The following is a 16382-nucleotide window of genomic DNA, read 5'->3' on the forward strand; positions in this document are numbered from 1 at the left end:
CCGTGCGGACCGGATCGGTGGGTACGCGCACGCCAAGGGCGGGGACGGCGCCGGTGCGGCGCCCTCCCCACCCTGAGGCGGCCCTGCTCTGCGGAATCAGGACTCCGCGGAGATCTGGTCGATCGTTCCCTGGAGGGACTCGCGGGTGCCCTCGGTGATCGGGGCGGACCCGGCCTCCTCGGCGACGGCGTTCTGGCCCTCTTCGCTGACCACGTAGGACAGGTAGCTCTTGACCAGGTCGGCCTCGCTCTGGTCCGGGTAGACCATGCAGGCGACCTCGTAGGAGACGAGCACGATCGGGTAGGCGCTGGTGTCGTCGGTGGTGTAGTCCAGCTCGATCGCGTGGTCGTTGTCGGAGTTGGCCTCGCGCTCCGGCGATGCCTCCACGATGGCGGCGGCCGACTCGGGGCTGTACTCGACGTACCCGTCGCCGACGCCGACCGCGGCGGTGCTCAGCTCACCGACGTGCGAGGCGTCGACGTAGCCGATGGTGCCCTGGCCGCCCTCCACGGCCGAGACCACGCCGGAGGAGCCCTGGGCGGCCTCGCCCGGCTCGATCGGCCAGTTGCCGCTGACCTCGTGCGGCCAGGCGTCGCCGGCGGCCTCGGAGAGGTAGGCGACGAAGTTCTCGGTGGTGCCGGACTCGTCGGAGCGGTTCACCGGGACGATGGGGGTGTCGGGCAGGTCCGCGTCCGGGTTGTCCTCGGCGATCGCGTCATCGTTCCAGGTGGTGATCTCCTGGTTGAAGATCCCGGCGATGGTCTCCGGCGACAGGTTGAGGCTGTCCACCCCGTCGAGCTTGTAGATCAGGGCGATGGGGGAGATGTAGGCGGGGAGGTTGACCACCTCGGCGCCGTTGCACCGCTCGACGGCCTGCTCGGTCTCCTTCTCGTCCAGCGCCGCGTCGGACCCGGCGAAGGAGACGGCCCCGTCGATGAACTGGGAGCGGCCCGCGCCCGAGCCGACCGAGTCGTACTGGACGGTGGTGCCCTCGCAGGCGCCCTCGTAGGCCGCCTTCCAGGTGGCCATCGCGTTCTCCTGGGAGCTCGCGCCGGCTCCGGAGAGGGTTCCGCCGCCGTCGACGCACTCGGCGGAGCCGGCCGAGGCCGCCCCTCCGCCGTTCTCGGGGTCGACGGCCTGGTCACTGCCGCAGGCGGCCAGGGCCATCGTGCCGGCCAGTGCGATGCCGGTGTAGCCCGCGAACCGGCGGTACTTGAAGAGCTTCACAGCCCCGGTGTCCTTCCTCTGGACGTCCGAACCGTCATCCGTGGGCGAGTTCCGCGGTCGTCCGTCGGGGGGGATTGTCCGGATCGACGCTCAAAGCTCCGCTGACCTCGCCAAATGCGACGTTAGGGAGGCGAGGTGACCAGCGGTCCCAGCGAGGGTGAACAGAGGGTGAACGGGGGGACGAGACTGGCGGAAAGCCAGTGGGAAATAGCGTGGACGTGAGGTTAACCACGGCGCGCCCCCCTTGTGCGCGCCGTGGTGACCAGTGCGGCGGTGCGCTCAGTCGCCGGGGGCGTACATGACGTCGCCGTCCCAGACCTCGAATCCGAGGGTCTCGTAGAGGCGCACGGCGGCCCGGTTGTCCTCGTCGACGTAGAGCAGCACCCAGGGCAGGCCGCGGTCGCGCAGGTACCGGACCCCGGCGAGGGTCAGCAGGCGGCCGAGGCCGGTGCCCTGCCAGGAGGGGGCGACCCCGACCACGTACACCTCGCCGACCGGTTCACCGTCGGTCAGGCCCGCGCCGTCGGCGTGCACCTTGGTCCAGTGGAACCCGGCGATGCGGCCCTCTCCGGCGTCCTGCGCCTCCTGCGCGCCCCGCGCCGCCGGTCCGCCGGTCTCCTCGGCGACGAAGAAGCCCTCGGCGTCGAACCACGGTTCGGCCTGGCGCTGGCGCAGGTCCTCCAGCGTCACCCCGCCCTGCTCGGGGTGGTCGGCGAAGGCCGCGGCGTGGCTGCGCACCAACGCCGCCTCGTCCTCACCGGGGCGGAAGGCGCGCACCCGCACCCCGTCGGCGACGGCGCCGGACGGCTTCGGCTCGGGCAGGCCGACGGGGGCGCCGTCCCCGCCGCGCAGCCGCAGCCGCATCTTGAGCAGGCCCCGCGCCCGGTGCCAGCCCAGCGCCTCGGCCAGGCCCTGGGCGGCGGGCAGGCGGCCGTGCGCCCAGACCCGCACCCCGGCGGCCCCCGCGTCGGCGCGCAGCGAGCGGGCCAGGGCGGTCCCGTGGCCGCGGCGGCGGCGTCCCGGCGCCACCAGCAGCTCGGCCGAGTCGGGCTCGTCGGCGGACTTCTCGGCGAAGGCGAACCCCGCCAGGTCGCCCTCCTCGTCGAGCAGGTGGAAGCGGGCGGTGCCCTCGGGCGACCCATGCCGCACCCGCAGCACCGTCTGCTCGGACAGCGCCTCGGCGCCGTCCAGCGCGTGGGCCTCTTCGGCCAGCGCCAGGACGCGCTCGGCGTCCTCCTCGTCGAGCGAGCGAACGATGCGGACCTCGTCCATCGGCCTGCCTTTCCAGGTATGCGGCACTCTGCGGCTCTGTGGCGGTGCGGTGCTGTCAGTCGTGCGCCAGCACTCGCTGCAGCTCCGGGAAGGCCCGGGTGTATTCCTCCAGGAGTGTGCGGGCCGCCTCCACCGAGTCCACCAGAGGGTGGGTGGCGAATGCGCGCAGGGCGGCCGTGCGGGATCCCGTGCGGACCGCCTCGATCACGTCGCGTTCGACGGCCTTGACCGACCGGACCAGCCCTTCCTGGTGGCCGGTGAGCGGTGCGGCGGCGAGGGGGTGGGCGCCCGAGCCGTCGACCATGCAGGGCAGCTCCACCACGGCGTCGGGGGCGATCCCCGGCAGGGCGCCGTGGCCGCGCGTGTTGACGATCAGGCGGGTGGGCTCGTCCCGGGCGACGGCGCGCATGACGGCCAGGGCGACCTCCTCGTAGCCGCCGCCGTCGAGGTCCTCGGTCTCGCGCTCGAAGCCGCCCGCGGCGCGGCGGTTGTCGGCCATGTAGGTGCGCTCCCGCTCCAGGCGGGTGCGGTCCCACAGCTCGTAGGCGTCCGCAGGCCGCTCCCCAGCCTCGTCGTAGAACCGCTGCTGCTGTTCGACGATCTGCTCCCCGCGGGTGCGCGGGGCCGCCTTCGCCTCCTGGAGCGCCTCACGGGCGAGGTAGTAGTAGTGCAGGTATTCGTTGGGCAGGGCACCGACGGCGCGGATCCATTCGGCGCCGAAGAGCCGCCCCTCCTCGAAGGACTCCAGCGCGCGGGCGTCGGCGAGCAGGTCGGGCAGCAGGTCGCGCCCTCCCGAACGCAGGCCCCGCACCCACCCCAGGTGGTTCAGCCCGGCGTAGTCGACGTGCACGTCCGCCGGGTCCAGCCCCAGCGCGCGGGCCGCGCGGCGTCCCAGCCCCACAGGGGAGTCGCAGATGCCCACCACGCGGTCGCCCAGGACGCCCGCCATCGCCTCGGTCACCAGCCCCGCGGGGTTGGTGAAGTTCACCAGCCAGGCGTCCGGGGCGTGCTCGGCCACGTCGTGCGCGGCGGCGAGCGCCTCGGGAAGGGTGCGCAGCCCATAGGAGATCCCGCCCGCACCGACCGTCTCCTGCCCCAGCACACCGGCGTCGAGGGCGATGCGCTCGTCCAGGACGCGGCCCCGCATCCCGCCGACCCGCATGGCCGAGAACACCGTACCCGCCCCGTCCAGGGCGGCGGCGCGGTCGGTGGTCGTGTGCACCGGAACGTCGGCGCCGGACTTCTCACGCTGGGCGGCGAGCACGGCCGAGACCGCGTCGAGGCGGCCGCGGTCGGTGTCGTGCAGCGCCACCTCGGTGACGACCGGGTCGCCCCGCAGGACGTCGGCCAGCAGGGCACGGTAGACGAGGGGGACGCGGAATCCTCCCCCTCCGAGGATCGTCAGACGCACGCCGCCAGCGTATCGGCGCCACACGGCCGACACAGGGGGATCAGGCGCCACAGGGGGATCAGGTGCGACGGCCCGTGGACCCGGCGCCGATCCGGCGCGAACGGCGCGGCCGATTCCGGCGCGACACCTCGGCCCGGAGTGCATAACCTGCTGGCACACACTCCATGGCCGATTGGAGGAGCACATGGAGGAGCAGAGCCGCGCGCTCGAATCCCTGCCGCTCGTCGGCGAGCGGAGGGACGTCCTGGCCGGAGAGCGGGGGCCCGAAGGGGAGGGCCCCGCGATCGACCTCGCGCTGAGCGGGACGGTGTTCTTCGACATCGTCCTGACCGGGTTGACCGCCCCGCCCGCGCCGGGGACCGAGGTCGGGGCGCAGGGGATGGGGTCGTGCCCCGGCGGCGTGGCCAACCTGGCCGTGGCCGCCTCGCGGCTGGGGCTGCGCACGGCCGTGGCCGCCGCCTTCGGGGAGGACGTCTACGGCGACTTCTCCTGGGAGACCCTGGAGCGCCAGGAGAAGGTGGACCTGAGCGCGTCCAAGCGCTTCCCCGACTGGCACTCGCCGTTCACGGTGTCGCTGGCCTGGAAGGGCGACCGGGGCATGGTCACCCACGAGCACCCGCCGCCCGAGCCGGTCGAGCGGCTGGCCGAGGCGCTGCCGCAGGCGCGGGCCGCCTTCGTGGGGCTGAACCCCGGCGGGCCGGTGCCGGAGTGGGCGTCGCGCCAGGCCGAGGGCGGCGCCCGGATCTTCGCCGACGTCGGGTGGGACGACAGCCAGACCTGGTGCTCGTCGGTGCTGGACCAGCTCGACCAGTGCTACGCGTTCATGCCCAACGCCATCGAGGCGATGTCCTACACCCGCACCGGAAGCCCCGCATCGGCGCTGTCCGCGCTGGCCGAGCGGGTGCCGGTGGCGGTGGTCACCGATGGGCCCCGCGGGGCGCTGGCGGTGGACCAGACCACCGGGGAGACCGCGGAGGCCGAGGGCGTGGTGCTGGAGGGCGTGGACACCACCGGCGCGGGCGACGTGTTCGGCGCCGCGTTCATCGTCGGCACCCTGGCCGCCTGGCCGCTGGAGCGCCGGCTGCGTTTCGCCAACCTGTGCGCCGCGCTGTCGGTCCAGCACACCGGCGGGTCCCTGTCCGCCCCCGGCTGGGCCGACGTGGCCGCCTGGTGGGGCGGGGTGCGCGGCGGCGCCGCGGGCCAGGGGTACGGGTTCCTGTCGGAGCTCGTCCCCATGGAGTGGATGCCCACGGACCGCCGCCGCGCCAGCGCGACCATCGGCCTGCGCGCCTGACCCGCGCGGGTCAGGCGCGGCCCGCCCCCTCGGGGGCGCCGTCCCCGGAGCCCTCCGGAGCGGAGGGGTCCTCGGCGGCGGAGATCTCCAGCTGGAAGTCGCCGTCGTGGTCCTGGGCCCCGGCCACCACGGCGGCGGTGACCACCTCCTCGGCCTTGGCCGAGCGCAGCACCATCGGGTCGCGCCGCAGGTCGCGCACGAGAGCCACGCACAGCAGCAGCAGGATCAGCGTGAACGGCGCGGCGACGATGATCGTGAGCGTCTGCAGCCCGCTGAGCGCGTCACTGCCCCCGGCCAGCATCATGGTCGCGGCCACGCCGCCCATCATCAGGCCCCAGAAGACGGTGATCGGCCGCTGGGGCTGGATCGCGCCGCGCTGGGACATGGTGCCCATGATGATCGACGCCGAGTCGGCGCCGGTGATGAAGAAGATGCCGATCAGCACCATCACCACCAGGGCCACGAAGGTGAACGCCGGGAACTCCTTGAGCAGCCCGAACAGCTGCGCCTCGGTGTCGCCGGCCGCCGACAGGTCGGTGCCGTTCATCTGCAGGAAGAGCGCGTTGCCGCCCATCACGGCGAACCAGACCAGGCTCAGGGCGCTGGGCACCAGGATGACGCCGCCGACGAACTCGCGGATGGTGCGCCCGCGGCTGATCCGGGCGATGAACATGCCCACGAACGGGGACCAGGAGATCCACCAGGCCCAGTAGAAGATCGTCCACCCGGACAGCCACTCCTCGGCGCCCTTCGCGGTGTCGGCGGTGCGCCCGGCGTTGGCGAAGAAGTCCTGGAAGTAGGCGCCCAGGGAGGTCGGGATCAGGTTGAACACGAACACCGTCGCCCCGGTGGCCAGCAGGAAGACCAGGACGGCCAGCGCCAGCACCAGGTTGGTGTTGGACAGCCACTGGATGCCCTTGGCCACGCCGGACACGGCCGAGGCCAGGAAGCACAGCAGCAGCACGCCGATGATGGCGAGCAGGACGGGCTCGGTCGGCTCTCCGATCCAGCCGATCTGGCGCAGGCCCTCGGCGATCTGCAGGGTGCCCAGGCCCAGCGAGGCGGCGGTGCCGAAGAGGGTGGCGAACAGGGCGAAGACGTCGATCAGGCGGCCCAGGGCGCCGTTGGCGTGCCGCTCGCCGATCAGCGGGGTGAAGGCGGCGCTGATGAGCTGGCCGCGGCCGCGGCGGAAGGTGCCGTAGGCGATCGCCAGGCCCACCACCGCGTAGATCGCCCAGGGGTGCAGGGTCCAGTGGAAGAGGGTGGTGGACATCGCGTGCCCCACCGCGGCGCCGGTCGAGGCGCCCTCCGTCCCCGGGGGAGAGGTGAGGAAGTGCCCCAAGGGCTCGCCGACGCCGTAGAACACCATGCCGATGCCCATGCCCGCGCCGAACATCATGGAGATCCAGGAGACCGTCCGGAACTCGGGCTCCTCGTCGTCGCGCCCCAGCCGGATGTTGCCGTAGCGGCTGAACGCCAGCCACAGGGCGAACACCACGAACACCGAGGCGGCGAGGACGAAGACCCAGCCGCCGTTGTGCATGAGCGCCTGGAGCGCCCCGGCCGAGATGCCCTTCAGCGAGTCCTTGTTCACCACGCCCCAGACGAGGAACGCGATGGAGAGGACCGCCGCGACGCCGAACACGATCCGGTCGGTCTTGGGCTTGAGGTCGGCCCGGGAGCGCTCCGGCGGCTCCCAGAGCAGGTCCTCGGTGCTGATCTCCCCCGTGGTGGGGCCGTTGCCGTTGTCTATCGCCACAGTTCCATCCGACGCTCCTGGAGCAGGCGCGCCGCCTCCTTACTCTGACGGCTTCAGGGCAGGCGAATCGGCCCCGCCTTCGGGGGGGGGGCGGTGCTGACGCCGGGTGCGGCCGGCGGACACGGGTCCGTGCGGCCGGGCACACCCGTACCAGGCTCAGAGGTGAACGGTAAATAAAGCCCCGGGGAAGGCGTTTGTTACTTTTCGAACAGTCGTCGCCGGTCAGGGGCGTCCGCCCCGGACCGGCGGAGGCCCCCTACAGGCTCTCGGGCCAGGTGCCGTCGATGGTCCGGCCGTGCCCGGGGCGGGTGCGGTCCAGCCACTCCTGCAGTCCCCGCGCGTGCTCCTGGGCCCAGCCGACCTGCCGCTCGTGCAGCTCGGGCAGCGGGAGTCCGGCGACCGCCGGGCGGCGGGCGCCGATCTCGCGGGCCAGCGCCAGGCAGGCGGCCGCGTCCCCCTCGGCGGTGTGCGCGCCGTTCAGCTCCACCTCGTAGAAGGCGCACAGGTCGCCGAGGGTGCGGCGGCCCTTGCGGTAGGGGTCGGCGCCGCGGTCGATCACCAGCGGGTCGATGATCGGGCCGACCCGCCCGGCCAGCCGCTCGGCGAGCGTGGGCAGCCCCAGGCGGCGCAGCTCGGCGGAGAGCACCCCCAGGTCGAAGGGGGCGTTGAAGACGGCCAGGCCGTGCCCGGCCGCCAGGTGCCCGGTGAGGGCACCGGCGATCTCGGGCAGCACCTTCTCCGCGGGCAGGCCCTCGGCGCGGGCGCGCTCGGTGGTGATGCCGTGCACCTCGACCGCCTCCGGCGGGATCTCGCGCGGGCCCGGGTCGACCAGCCAGGTGCGGGCCGTCCCGTCCGGGGCGACCAGGGCCGCCGAGACCAGGAAGGCGGTGCGCGGGTCGGGGGCGGAGGTCTCGCAGTCGTACCCGGCGAGGGCGCCGGAGTGCCAGCCCGGGTGGTCCCCGCGCGGGGGCGCGGCCGGGCGCGGTGCGTGGTCGGCGCAGTAGACGCGCCAGCGCCCGTCCTCCTTGAGCGCCTCGCCCTCCCGGGCGGCGACGGAGGACCCGCAGGCGGTACAGGTCCCCGCATAGTTGTTGCGCATCTCGGGCCTCGCTTTCCCCGTGGTCGTCGGAAGCGTATCGCCGGGGTGCGACGGTTCGCGCCGGAACGCCTGGAGGGCAGGGGTCCGGGGCCGGTGGGGCCGCCGGGGGACATGGCGCCCCCCGGGTCCGGGTACGCCCAAAGGAGCCGGAGGGACCGAAGGGTCGGCCGAAGGGTCAAGGAGGACGAGATGAGCATGGAAGAGGCCCAGCGCCAGCTCGAAGCCGCGATCCACGACGCGCGCGTGGCGTTCGACTGCATCGCCCTCGACGACCTGGAGCGGGCGCACACCAACGCCATCACCTCACGGGCCGCCGTCGACGCCGCCGAATACGCCATGCGGGTCGAACTGGAGAGCCGCGCCTCCGCCAAGGAGGACCAGGAGCAGGAACAGGGCTAGCGGTTGGCCGGGCGGCGGCAGGGCGCATTCGGTGTCGGTGGTCTCTACTGTTCGACCCCGACTTCCCGGAGATCGACAAGGGCGCGTCCGCCTGTCCGCGCGGGCTTTTAAGGCCGTGACCGCCGGAGGGGCGCGCCCCGCAGGGTGTGCCCGGCAGGGGTGCGCCCTTTAGCCCCCTGTGCTTCCCGGACCCCCGCCCCTGCGCGGCGGCCGCCTACGGCCAGGGTCGTCGAACACGTGTTCGTATCAGGTGGGTATGCTGGAGATATGTCCGACCAGCAGCTTCCCGCGGAGTGGCCGGCGAGTGTGCACCCGCCCGGCGCCGAGTCCTTCGGGCAGACCGCCGTGGTGTGGCTGTTCGACCAGGTGCCCGCCGAATACCGGTTGCACGGGGTGCTGCGGCGCCACCCGGTGGCGCTGTCCCGGCTGGCGCGCATCCACGTCGCGTCCTGCCTGGAGGGCGCACGCCGGGGGTACCGCACCGCCCGCGTCGACCTGCGCGACCACCTGCCCCCGCACGCCCTCGACCAGGTGATGAACGCCTACCTGGACGAGGGCAAGCGCACCGCGGCGCTGCTGCGCCAGGTCGAGGCGGTCGACGCCGCGCTGCGCGCGCAGGCCTCCGCCGAGGACGGGGAGGGCGGCGCGGGGGGCGCGTCCGGGCCGGACGGCGGGACGGAGGTCAGCCGCTGACCCGCACCACGACGGCCGCCTCGGAGCCGGTGTTGACCAGCCAGCGCCCGCCGCCGGAGCCCAGGGAGAGCGTGCGCCCGGCGGGGACCTCGCGCAGGGCACGCATCCGGCCGTCCGGCGAGGTGGACACCAGGTGGGCGCTCCCGGCCACCAGGCGCAGCACCGACCCCGTGCCCGGGATGCCGTCGGCGGGGGCGGGGAGCGCGGCGAAGCCGTTCGGTTCCAGGGCCAGGGTGCTCACCTTCATCCGGCCGGTGGCGTGGCGGCGGGCCGGGCGCGGCGCGGGCTGCCAGCGCCCGCGCCGCCGGGGCCACAGCGAGGGCCGGGCCAGGGCGGCGGCGGCCGCCGCGGCGGCCGCGGCGAGCCGGCCCGGAGTGGGGGCGGTGCGGGGCGGTGCCAGGTGCGGGTAGGCGGAGCGGCGCCCCGCGTCGACGATGTCGCCGATGCCGTCCGGGTGGACGGCGGGGCGGCCGCCGGTGCGGGGCCCATCGATGACGGCGGAGTGTGCCGGAGCGGGTACGGCGAGTGCGGAAGCGGCAGTGTTCGACACCGGAGTCGGATCCTCGGTCGTGCGAAGGCGTGCGGAGAGGCGCTGCGGGAAGGCGGCGCGGGCTGCGCGGGGCAGCGGGCGGCGGTACTCGGCCGAGCGGCGGTCAGCGGCTCAAGGCCGGGAGGCGCGGTGCTCTACAGGGAAGGCGGGGCGCTCTCAGCGACACGAGAAGCGCGTACACGGCGACGGACACACGACGGCGGCCGCACGGCGGGAGGCCTCATGGGCCTGGCGGGCCATGACCGGTCGGGTCGCCTGGGTACGCGGATGCATGCGCACAAGGACACCAACCTGCGAGAACGCTGTCAAGGGGAACGGCGGAAACGGAGTGTCGGATGCGTCACGGGTTTCGCCGCGTCCACCGCCGGGATTTCGGCCGAATCCATTGCGGTGCGGGGCGTTCCGGTGGTGGCATGAGAGGCCCCGCGGGGCGGGGCCCACATGGGGGAGACGACCGAAGGGTGCGGTGTCCGTTGGCGGACGGCTCGTTGGCGCGCCTGCTGGTCCGGGCGGTGATCACGGCCGCGGCCGGGGTGATGGGCGCCGGGTTCCTGGGCTGGCGGGCCGGGCTGCTCGTGGCCGCCCTGACCGCACTCGCCTACGTGATCACGGCCGCCGCCGCGCCGCTGCTCGGCCCGGCCTGGGCCCGCGGCCGGGTGCTGCGCGGCCTGCGCCGCCGCGGCTACCGCCTGGTCGCCGCCCCGTCGGGCCGGGTGCTGGCGGCGGGGTCGACGGGGGTGTACCTGCTGGACGCGCGGCACCGGCGGAACGCGGTGGCGCGCGGCGGCGGGACCTGGACGATCGGCGGGCGCCCGGCCGAGCGGGTGGTGGAGCGCCACGCGGCGGCCGCCGCCCGGGCCGCCCGCGCGGTGGGGGTGCAGGAGGCGGTCCCGGTGCTGCTGGTGTCGGGCCGCCTGCCGGACCCGGTGATGCGCGCGGGCGGGTCGGTCCTGGCACGGCCGAAGGCGGCGCTGCGCTTCATCCTGGACCGCCCCGAGCTCCCGGACGGCACGGAGAGGGCGGTGGAGGCGGCGGCCGAGGCCCGCCGCCTGTGGAGCCCGGACCGCGCAGAGCCCGAAGCGCGGTCGACCCCCGCGCCCCCGGAGGAGTCCGAGCCCCCGGAGCGAGAGGAATCGGACGGCTGACCGCTCCGAGTCGGCAAGGCAGCGCTTCCAGAGCCCGGCGGCCGACGGGACCGTCCGTCGGCCCCGGGGGACGGCACCGACGGAAGCCGGGGCCCGCCCGGACCGCGAGGGGGCGGGCGGACGGCAGGCAGGGCCGGGGAACCGCTCCGCCTCCGCCGTCGCCGCCAAACACGGTGACCACGCACACACCCGGCAGCCGACAGAACAACAGGTAGGGCCGCCGACCCTCGTCGTCGCCGTCCCCCTTGTGCTCCAGAGGCCCGGTGCCCCGGTGGGGCCCTGGAGTGGGGCGCCTTCCGTGCCGTCGCGTCGGTTCCTGCCCCCGTCGCGTCGGCTCTCCCCGTCGCCGCCGACGTGGGGGCTTCACCCGCTCGTTCGCGCGCGCTCTGGAGGCGGGTGTGGCCAGAGGGTGCGGGAAAGGAGCGGAAATCAGGCCTTCGTGGCGTTTTTCGTCGAAAGTCTCCTCAATGGGGCGCATGGGCCGTAGATTCCTGTCACATGATGGACCGGGACCTTGCCCTCGCCCTGAGATCCAGTCGACCGTCCGAGGCCTGTGCCTACGCCCGCCTCTTCGACGCCTACGGCGACGAGTTGTACCGGGCGTGCCGGGCCTTCCTGCGGGACCCCGATTCCGCCCAGGCCGCCCTGCGCGACACCTTCATCGTCGCCGGGGCCCACATCCACCGCCTCGACGACGCGGGGCGGCTGCGCGAATGGCTGCTGGCGGTCGCCCGCGCCGAATGCGAACACCACCGCCTGCCCGAACCGGCCGCCGCCCACCTGGAGTGTCCGGACCCCCGGCCCGAGCCTCCGGACCCCCGGAGCGGGGACCGGGGCGGGGAGCCGTTCGCCGACCCGCCCCCCGGCCTGCGGCTGCGCGTTCTCAGCGGCGCCCTGTGCCCCGGCCTGGACGGGCACCGTGAGCACGTGGCCGACCGGGCCGACGCCTTCGACGCGGACGGCTTCCCCGTGCCGCCGTCCCGCCGCGGCCGTGACCGGGTGCGCGCGCTCCTGCCCCGCCTGGCCGTGGCCGCCTGCGCCGTCCTGCTGGTGGTGCTGGCGGTCTACGTCTACACCCGCGCCGACACCGAGCGCGTTCCCACCTGGATGGGGGTGCCCCCGATGGCCTCCCGGTGACGCGGCCGGACGCCCCCGGCACGGCGGGTTCGCCGCGTATCCGGCGATTCCACCGCATGTCCGGCGGTTCCGCCGCACAGCGGACGATCACCGGCGAAACCGGGCGACACGCCTGGGGATGCCCCGGAAAAGAAGCAGGGGCCCGTGCGCGCGGCGCATGGGCCCCTCGGCGGGTACCTCGGACGGGTCCGCTCAGGACTCCTGGTCTTCGAGGTCGATGTGCGACCGGTCCCCGTGGGCGCCCTTCTCCTCGGCGCGCGTCACCGACGCGAGGACCTCCTGCTCGGCCTCGTGGCGGCCGACCCACGTGGCGCCCTCGACCGACTTGCCCGGCTCCAGGTCCTTGTAGACCGTGAAGAAGTGCTCGATCTCCAGCCGCTCGTACTCGTTGACGTGGTGAATGTCACGAATGTGCTCCATGCGCGGGTCCGTCGCCGGCACGCACAGCAGCTTGTCGTCGCCCCCCGCCTCGTCGCGCATGCGGAACATGCCCACGACGCGGCAGCGGATCAGGCACCCCGGGAACGTGGGCTGCTTCAGCAGGACCAGGGCGTCCAGCGGGTCGCCGTCGTCGCCCAGCGTCCCCTCGATGAACCCGTAGTCGGCGGGGTAGCTCGTGGACGTGAACAGCATGCGGTCGAGACGGATCCGCCCCGTCTCGTGATCCATCTCATACTTGTTCCGCTCGCCCTTGGGGATCTCGATGGTGACGTCGAATTTCATGCTGTTCTCGGCTTCCCTTACGACTAGTGTCGCTTGTCTGTACCAGCGGTCACGCGGCGGCGGAGCCAGGAGGAAGGCAGGTGGCGGAGTTGGGGACGATACGGTCCGGTGTGCTCCTGGCATTGGCCATGCTCACCATATTCGTGCTGGTGGCGGGGTTCGTCGTGGCGGACCTGGTCGCGTCGAGGCCCCTGCCCGCGGTGCCCTACCCTGTCGCGCACGCACAGCGGGAGACGGCCGCCCACCTGCCCGGAGCCGACCCGGTCGACCCCGGCCGCCTGGCGGACCACCTCGATGATCCCATGTCCGACTCCGGGCTGGGTGAGGGACTCTCCGCTTATGTCGCCGACGCCGCCACCGGCGAGGGCCTCTTCGACCGGGACGCCGACCGGGGCGCCGTCCCGGCCTCCACCACCAAGATCGCCACCGCGCTGACCGTCCTGGAGGCCGCCGGGCCCGACCGGCGCATCGCCACCGACGCGGTCCTCGACGGCGAGCGCCTCATCCTCGTCGGCGGCGGGGACCCGACGCTCACCCGGGACGCCGACCCCGGAACCTACCCGGAGCCCGCCACCCTGGACCGGCTCGCCGAGCGCACCGCCCGCGCCCTGGAGGACCAGGGCGTCGGCGCCGTCGACCTGGGCTACGACGACACCCTCTACCCCGGCCCCGCCACCGGCCCGGGCTGGAAGGACAACTACGTCTGGGAGGGCTCCGTCGCCCCCGTGCACGCGCTGATGATCGACGGCGGCCGGGAGGACCGGAACGCCAAGTACGGCGACCGGGTGGACGACCCGCCGCGCACCGCCGCCGACGCCTTCGCCGACGCCCTGCGCGACGAGGGCGTGGAGGTGCGCGGGGGACCGGAACCGGCCACCGCCCCCGACGGCGCCGACCCCGTGGCCTCGGTCTCCTCCCCGCCGATCTCGGCGCTCACCGAGCAGATGCTGCTGGCCAGCGAGAACAACGTCGCCGAGGCGCTGGCACGCCAGACCGCCATCGCCGAGGGGGAGGAGCCGTCCTTCCAGGGCGGGTCCCGGGCCATGACCGCCGTGCTGGACCGGCTCGGCGTCGGCGGGGTGGAGCTGGCCGACGCCAGCGGCCTGTCGGTGGACAACCGCATCTCCCCGCACGCCCTGGCGGACATGCTGCTGGCCGCCTCCGACCCGGAGCGCCCCGACCTGGGCTACGTCCTGAGCGGCCTGCCCACCGGCAACTTCAGCGGCACCCTCGCCGGGCGCTACGACGACTCCAGCGGCTCCGGGGCGGGCGCCGGGGTGGTGCGCGCCAAGACCGGCACGCTCAGCGGAGTGAGCACGCTGGCCGGGACGGTCTACGACGCCGACGGGCGGCTGCTCGTGTTCGCCTTCATGTCCAGCGGCGACCAGGCCTCGGGGTCGAGCCTGGACCTGCTGGCCGCGGCGGTCGCCTCCTGCGGCTGCTCCTGAGCCGCAGCCGAGCCGCGACCGGGCCGCGGAGCGCCCCTGAGCGGCGCCTGAGGGGCCGTCCCTGAGGAAACCCGGAAAATCCGCGCGCACCGCCTTGCCTCGGATCCTCGCGGGTACGGTGAGGGCGTGACTGTGATCGACTGGGACGTAGCCGTCAACACCGGGATCCGCCTCGTGCGCCCTGGCCCCCAGGTGGACCTCGCCGACGCCCGGCAGGCCGTCTCCCAGCTCCGGGAGCTGTCCGAGGAGGCCCGCGGGCACGTGCGCGAGTTCACCGGCATGGACCCCCTGGAACCGGCCGGACCGGCGGTCATCGTCGACCGCCCGGGATGGATCCGCGCCAACGTCGACGGGTTCCGCACCGTGCTGGAACCCATCCTCGACCGGCTCGGCGCCGAGCGCGCCGCGGCCGGCACCGCCGGCGCGCTCACCACCGCCGTCGGCTCGCGCGTCACCGGAGCCCAGCTCGGCGCGGTGCTGTCCTACCTGGCCGGTCGGGTGCTCGGCCAGTACGAGCTCTTCCTGCCGCCCGACCCGGACGGCAACGCGCCCGCCGGGCGCCTGACCCTGGTGGCGCCCAACATCGTGCAGGCCGAGCGCGAGCTCGACGTGGACCCGCGCGACTTCCGGCTCTGGGTCTGCCTGCACGAGGAGACCCACCGCATGCAGTTCAGCTCCACCCCCTGGCTGCGCGGGTACGTGCAGGAGCAGATGCAGGACCTGCTGCTCTCCTCGGAGATGGACGCCGCCGCCTTCCTCGACCGGCTGCGCGCCGCGGGGGAGGCCGTGGCCGAGGTGGTGCGCGGCGGCGAGGGCAGCCTCATCCAGGCCTTTCAGAGCGAGGCCCAGGGCGAGGTCATGGACCGCATCACCGCGGTGATGACGCTGGCCGAGGGCCACGGCGACTACGTCATGGACGCGGTCGGGCCCGAGGTGGTGCCGTCGGTGGCCACGATCCGCCGCCGCTTCCAGCGCCGCCGCGAGGGCGCCAACCGCATCGACCGCATCATCCGCCAGCTCCTCGGCCTCGACCTGAAGATGAAGCAGTACGAGGAGGGCGCGGTCTTCGTCCGCAAGGTCGTCGCCCAGGTCGGCATGGAGGACTTCAACAAGGTCTGGGAGTCCCCCGAGACGCTGCCCACCATGGCCGAGATCCGCGACCCGGAGTCCTGGATCGCCCGCGTCGTCGGGCCGGGGGCCCCGGCCCGGGAGGCGTGAGCGGGCCGCCCCCCGCGGTCGCCGAGGTCCGGCGCGCGGTGCGCCGCGCGCTGTCCGGGCAGGAGCAGGGCGCCCTGGTGCTGGTGGCCTGCAGCGGCGGGGCGGACTCGCTGGCCCTGGCCGGGGCGGCGGCGTTCGCCGTGCCCCGGATGGGGCTGCGCGTCGGCGGGGTGACCGTCGACCACGGGCTGCAGGCGGGCTCGTCCGAGCGCGCAGGGCAGGTCGCCGACGCGATGCGCGGCCTGGGCCTGGACCCCGTGGAGCGTGCCGCCGTCCGGGTGGGCCGCGACGGCGGGCCTGAGGGCGCCGCCCGCCGCGCGCGCTACGACGCTCTGGACGAGGCCGCCGACCGCACCGGCGCGGCGGCCGTCCTGCTCGGCCACACCGCCGACGACCAGGCGGAGACCGTGCTGTTGGGGCTGGCGCGCGGGTCCGGCGCGCGGTCGCTGTCCGGCATGGCGCCCCGCACAGGCCGCTATGTGCGGCCCTTCCTGGGCCTGGAGCGCGCGCGGGTGCGCGAGGCCTGCGCCGCGATGGGGCTGCCGCACTGGGAGGACCCGCACAACGCCGACCCCGCCTTCGCCCGCGCGCGTGTGCGCCACGCGGCGCTGCCCGCGCTGGAGAAGGAGATCGGCCCCGGCGTCGCCCCCGCGCTCGCCCGCACCGCCGACCTGCTCCGTGACGACGCCGACGCGCTGGACCGCTGGGCCGCCGACGCCGCGCGCGCGGCCGACCTCGGCGGCGGACGCCTGGACGTGCGCACCCTTGAGGAGCTGCCGCGCGCCGTGCGCACGCGGGTGCTGCGCCGCGCCGCCGTGGCGGCGGGGTGCCCGGCGGGCGCGCTGAACGCGCGGCACGTCGCCGAGGTCGACCGCCTGGTGTCCGAGTGGCGCGGCCAGACCCGCGTCGACCTGCCCGGAGGCCGCGGCGCGCGGCGCTCGGACGGAGCCTTGGAGTTCGGATGACTTCGCCCGTTTATCCTGGTTGCGTTCCGAAGGACCGCGATC

15 protein-coding genes are annotated in these 16382 nt (G+C 74.5%); 8 read left to right on the top strand and 7 right to left on the bottom strand.

What is annotated here, in order from left to right:
* Window positions 1-96: 96 nt before the first annotated feature.
* The 3 genes from pstS to O4U47_RS13960 all read right to left on the bottom strand — a co-directional run bounded on the left by pstS (window position 97) and on the right by O4U47_RS13960 (window position 3910).
* Window positions 97-1227, bottom strand: coding sequence for a phosphate ABC transporter substrate-binding protein PstS (pstS, locus tag O4U47_RS13950; protein WP_270678272.1), 1131 nt, complete (start codon window positions 1225-1227; stop codon window positions 97-99).
* 279 nt (window positions 1228-1506) lie between these two features.
* Window positions 1507-2499 carry a mycothiol synthase gene (gene mshD, locus O4U47_RS13955; RefSeq protein WP_270678273.1) on the bottom strand — a complete coding sequence of 331 codons (993 nt, stop codon included), beginning with the start codon at window positions 2497-2499 and terminating at the stop codon, window positions 1507-1509.
* Between the two features lie 55 nt (window positions 2500-2554).
* The gene (locus O4U47_RS13960) at window positions 2555-3910 is read right to left on the bottom strand and encodes a 6-phospho-beta-glucosidase (protein WP_270678274.1); all 1356 of its coding nucleotides are present in this window, start codon (window positions 3908-3910) and stop codon (window positions 2555-2557) included.
* A 184-nt stretch (window positions 3911-4094) separates the two neighbouring features.
* Between O4U47_RS13960 and O4U47_RS13965 the strand changes: the two genes are divergently transcribed.
* Window positions 4095-5204: a carbohydrate kinase family protein gene (locus O4U47_RS13965; RefSeq protein WP_270678275.1), complete on the top strand. Its 1110-nt coding sequence runs from the start codon at window positions 4095-4097 to the stop codon at window positions 5202-5204.
* 10 nt (window positions 5205-5214) lie between these two features.
* On the opposite strand, the gene O4U47_RS13970 is transcribed toward O4U47_RS13965, so the two are convergent.
* Window positions 5215-6963, bottom strand: coding sequence for a BCCT family transporter (locus O4U47_RS13970; protein ID WP_270678276.1), 1749 nt, complete (start codon window positions 6961-6963; stop codon window positions 5215-5217).
* A gap of 256 nt (window positions 6964-7219) precedes the next feature.
* On the bottom strand, window positions 7220-8062 hold the full coding sequence (locus O4U47_RS13975; RefSeq protein ID WP_270678277.1) for an exonuclease domain-containing protein: 843 nt from the start codon (window positions 8060-8062) through the stop codon (window positions 7220-7222).
* A 189-nt stretch (window positions 8063-8251) separates the two neighbouring features.
* Here O4U47_RS13975 and O4U47_RS13980 point away from each other — a divergent pair, with 189 nt between their 5' ends.
* Both O4U47_RS13980 and O4U47_RS13985 read left to right on the top strand, forming a co-directional pair.
* The gene (locus O4U47_RS13980; protein ID WP_270678278.1) at window positions 8252-8461 is read left to right on the top strand and encodes a hypothetical protein; all 210 of its coding nucleotides are present in this window, start codon (window positions 8252-8254) and stop codon (window positions 8459-8461) included.
* Window positions 8462-8728: 267 nt separating this feature from the next.
* Window positions 8729-9154 carry a hypothetical protein gene (locus O4U47_RS13985; protein WP_270678279.1) on the top strand — a complete coding sequence of 142 codons (426 nt, stop codon included), beginning with the start codon at window positions 8729-8731 and terminating at the stop codon, window positions 9152-9154.
* On the opposite strand, the gene O4U47_RS13990 is transcribed toward O4U47_RS13985, so the two are convergent.
* Window positions 9144-9704 carry a hypothetical protein gene (locus O4U47_RS13990; protein ID WP_270678280.1) on the bottom strand — a complete coding sequence of 187 codons (561 nt, stop codon included), beginning with the start codon at window positions 9702-9704 and terminating at the stop codon, window positions 9144-9146. The two genes, O4U47_RS13985 and O4U47_RS13990, sit on opposite strands and share 11 nt — an antisense overlap.
* 473 nt (window positions 9705-10177) lie before the next feature.
* On the opposite strand from O4U47_RS13990, the gene O4U47_RS13995 reads away from it, so the two are divergent.
* Window positions 10178-10849, top strand: a complete 672-nt coding sequence (locus O4U47_RS13995) for a hypothetical protein (protein ID WP_270678281.1) — start codon at window positions 10178-10180, stop codon at window positions 10847-10849.
* 498 nt (window positions 10850-11347) lie between these two features.
* The gene (locus O4U47_RS14000) at window positions 11348-11986 is read left to right on the top strand and encodes an RNA polymerase sigma factor (protein ID WP_270678282.1); all 639 of its coding nucleotides are present in this window, start codon (window positions 11348-11350) and stop codon (window positions 11984-11986) included.
* Window positions 11987-12178: 192 nt separating this feature from the next.
* Here O4U47_RS14000 and O4U47_RS14005 read toward each other — a convergent pair whose 3' ends face one another.
* Complete coding sequence (locus tag O4U47_RS14005) at window positions 12179-12709, bottom strand: inorganic diphosphatase (RefSeq protein ID WP_270678283.1); 531 nt, start codon at window positions 12707-12709, stop codon at window positions 12179-12181.
* A gap of 110 nt (window positions 12710-12819) precedes the next feature.
* Here O4U47_RS14005 and dacB point away from each other — a divergent pair, with 110 nt between their 5' ends.
* The 3 genes from dacB (at window position 12820) to tilS (ending at window position 16340) form a co-directional block, all read left to right on the top strand.
* Entirely contained in the window at window positions 12820-14157 is a 1338-nt protein-coding gene (gene dacB / locus O4U47_RS14010) for a D-alanyl-D-alanine carboxypeptidase/D-alanyl-D-alanine endopeptidase (RefSeq protein ID WP_270678284.1), read from the top strand.
* Window positions 14158-14289: 132 nt separating this feature from the next.
* Window positions 14290-15375 (top strand): zinc-dependent metalloprotease, encoded by a 1086-nt coding sequence (locus tag O4U47_RS14015; RefSeq protein WP_270678308.1) that lies wholly within the window; start codon window positions 14290-14292, stop codon window positions 15373-15375.
* Window positions 15372-16340: a tRNA lysidine(34) synthetase TilS gene (gene tilS, locus O4U47_RS14020; RefSeq protein ID WP_270678285.1), complete on the top strand. Its 969-nt coding sequence runs from the start codon at window positions 15372-15374 to the stop codon at window positions 16338-16340. The genes O4U47_RS14015 and tilS overlap by 4 nt, the downstream gene beginning before the upstream one ends.
* The last annotated feature ends 42 nt before the right edge of the window (window positions 16341-16382 follow it).

The organism is Nocardiopsis suaedae (genome assembly GCF_027706745.1).
GTDB classification, from domain to species: Bacteria; Actinomycetota; Actinomycetes; order Streptosporangiales; family Streptosporangiaceae; genus Nocardiopsis_A; species Nocardiopsis_A suaedae.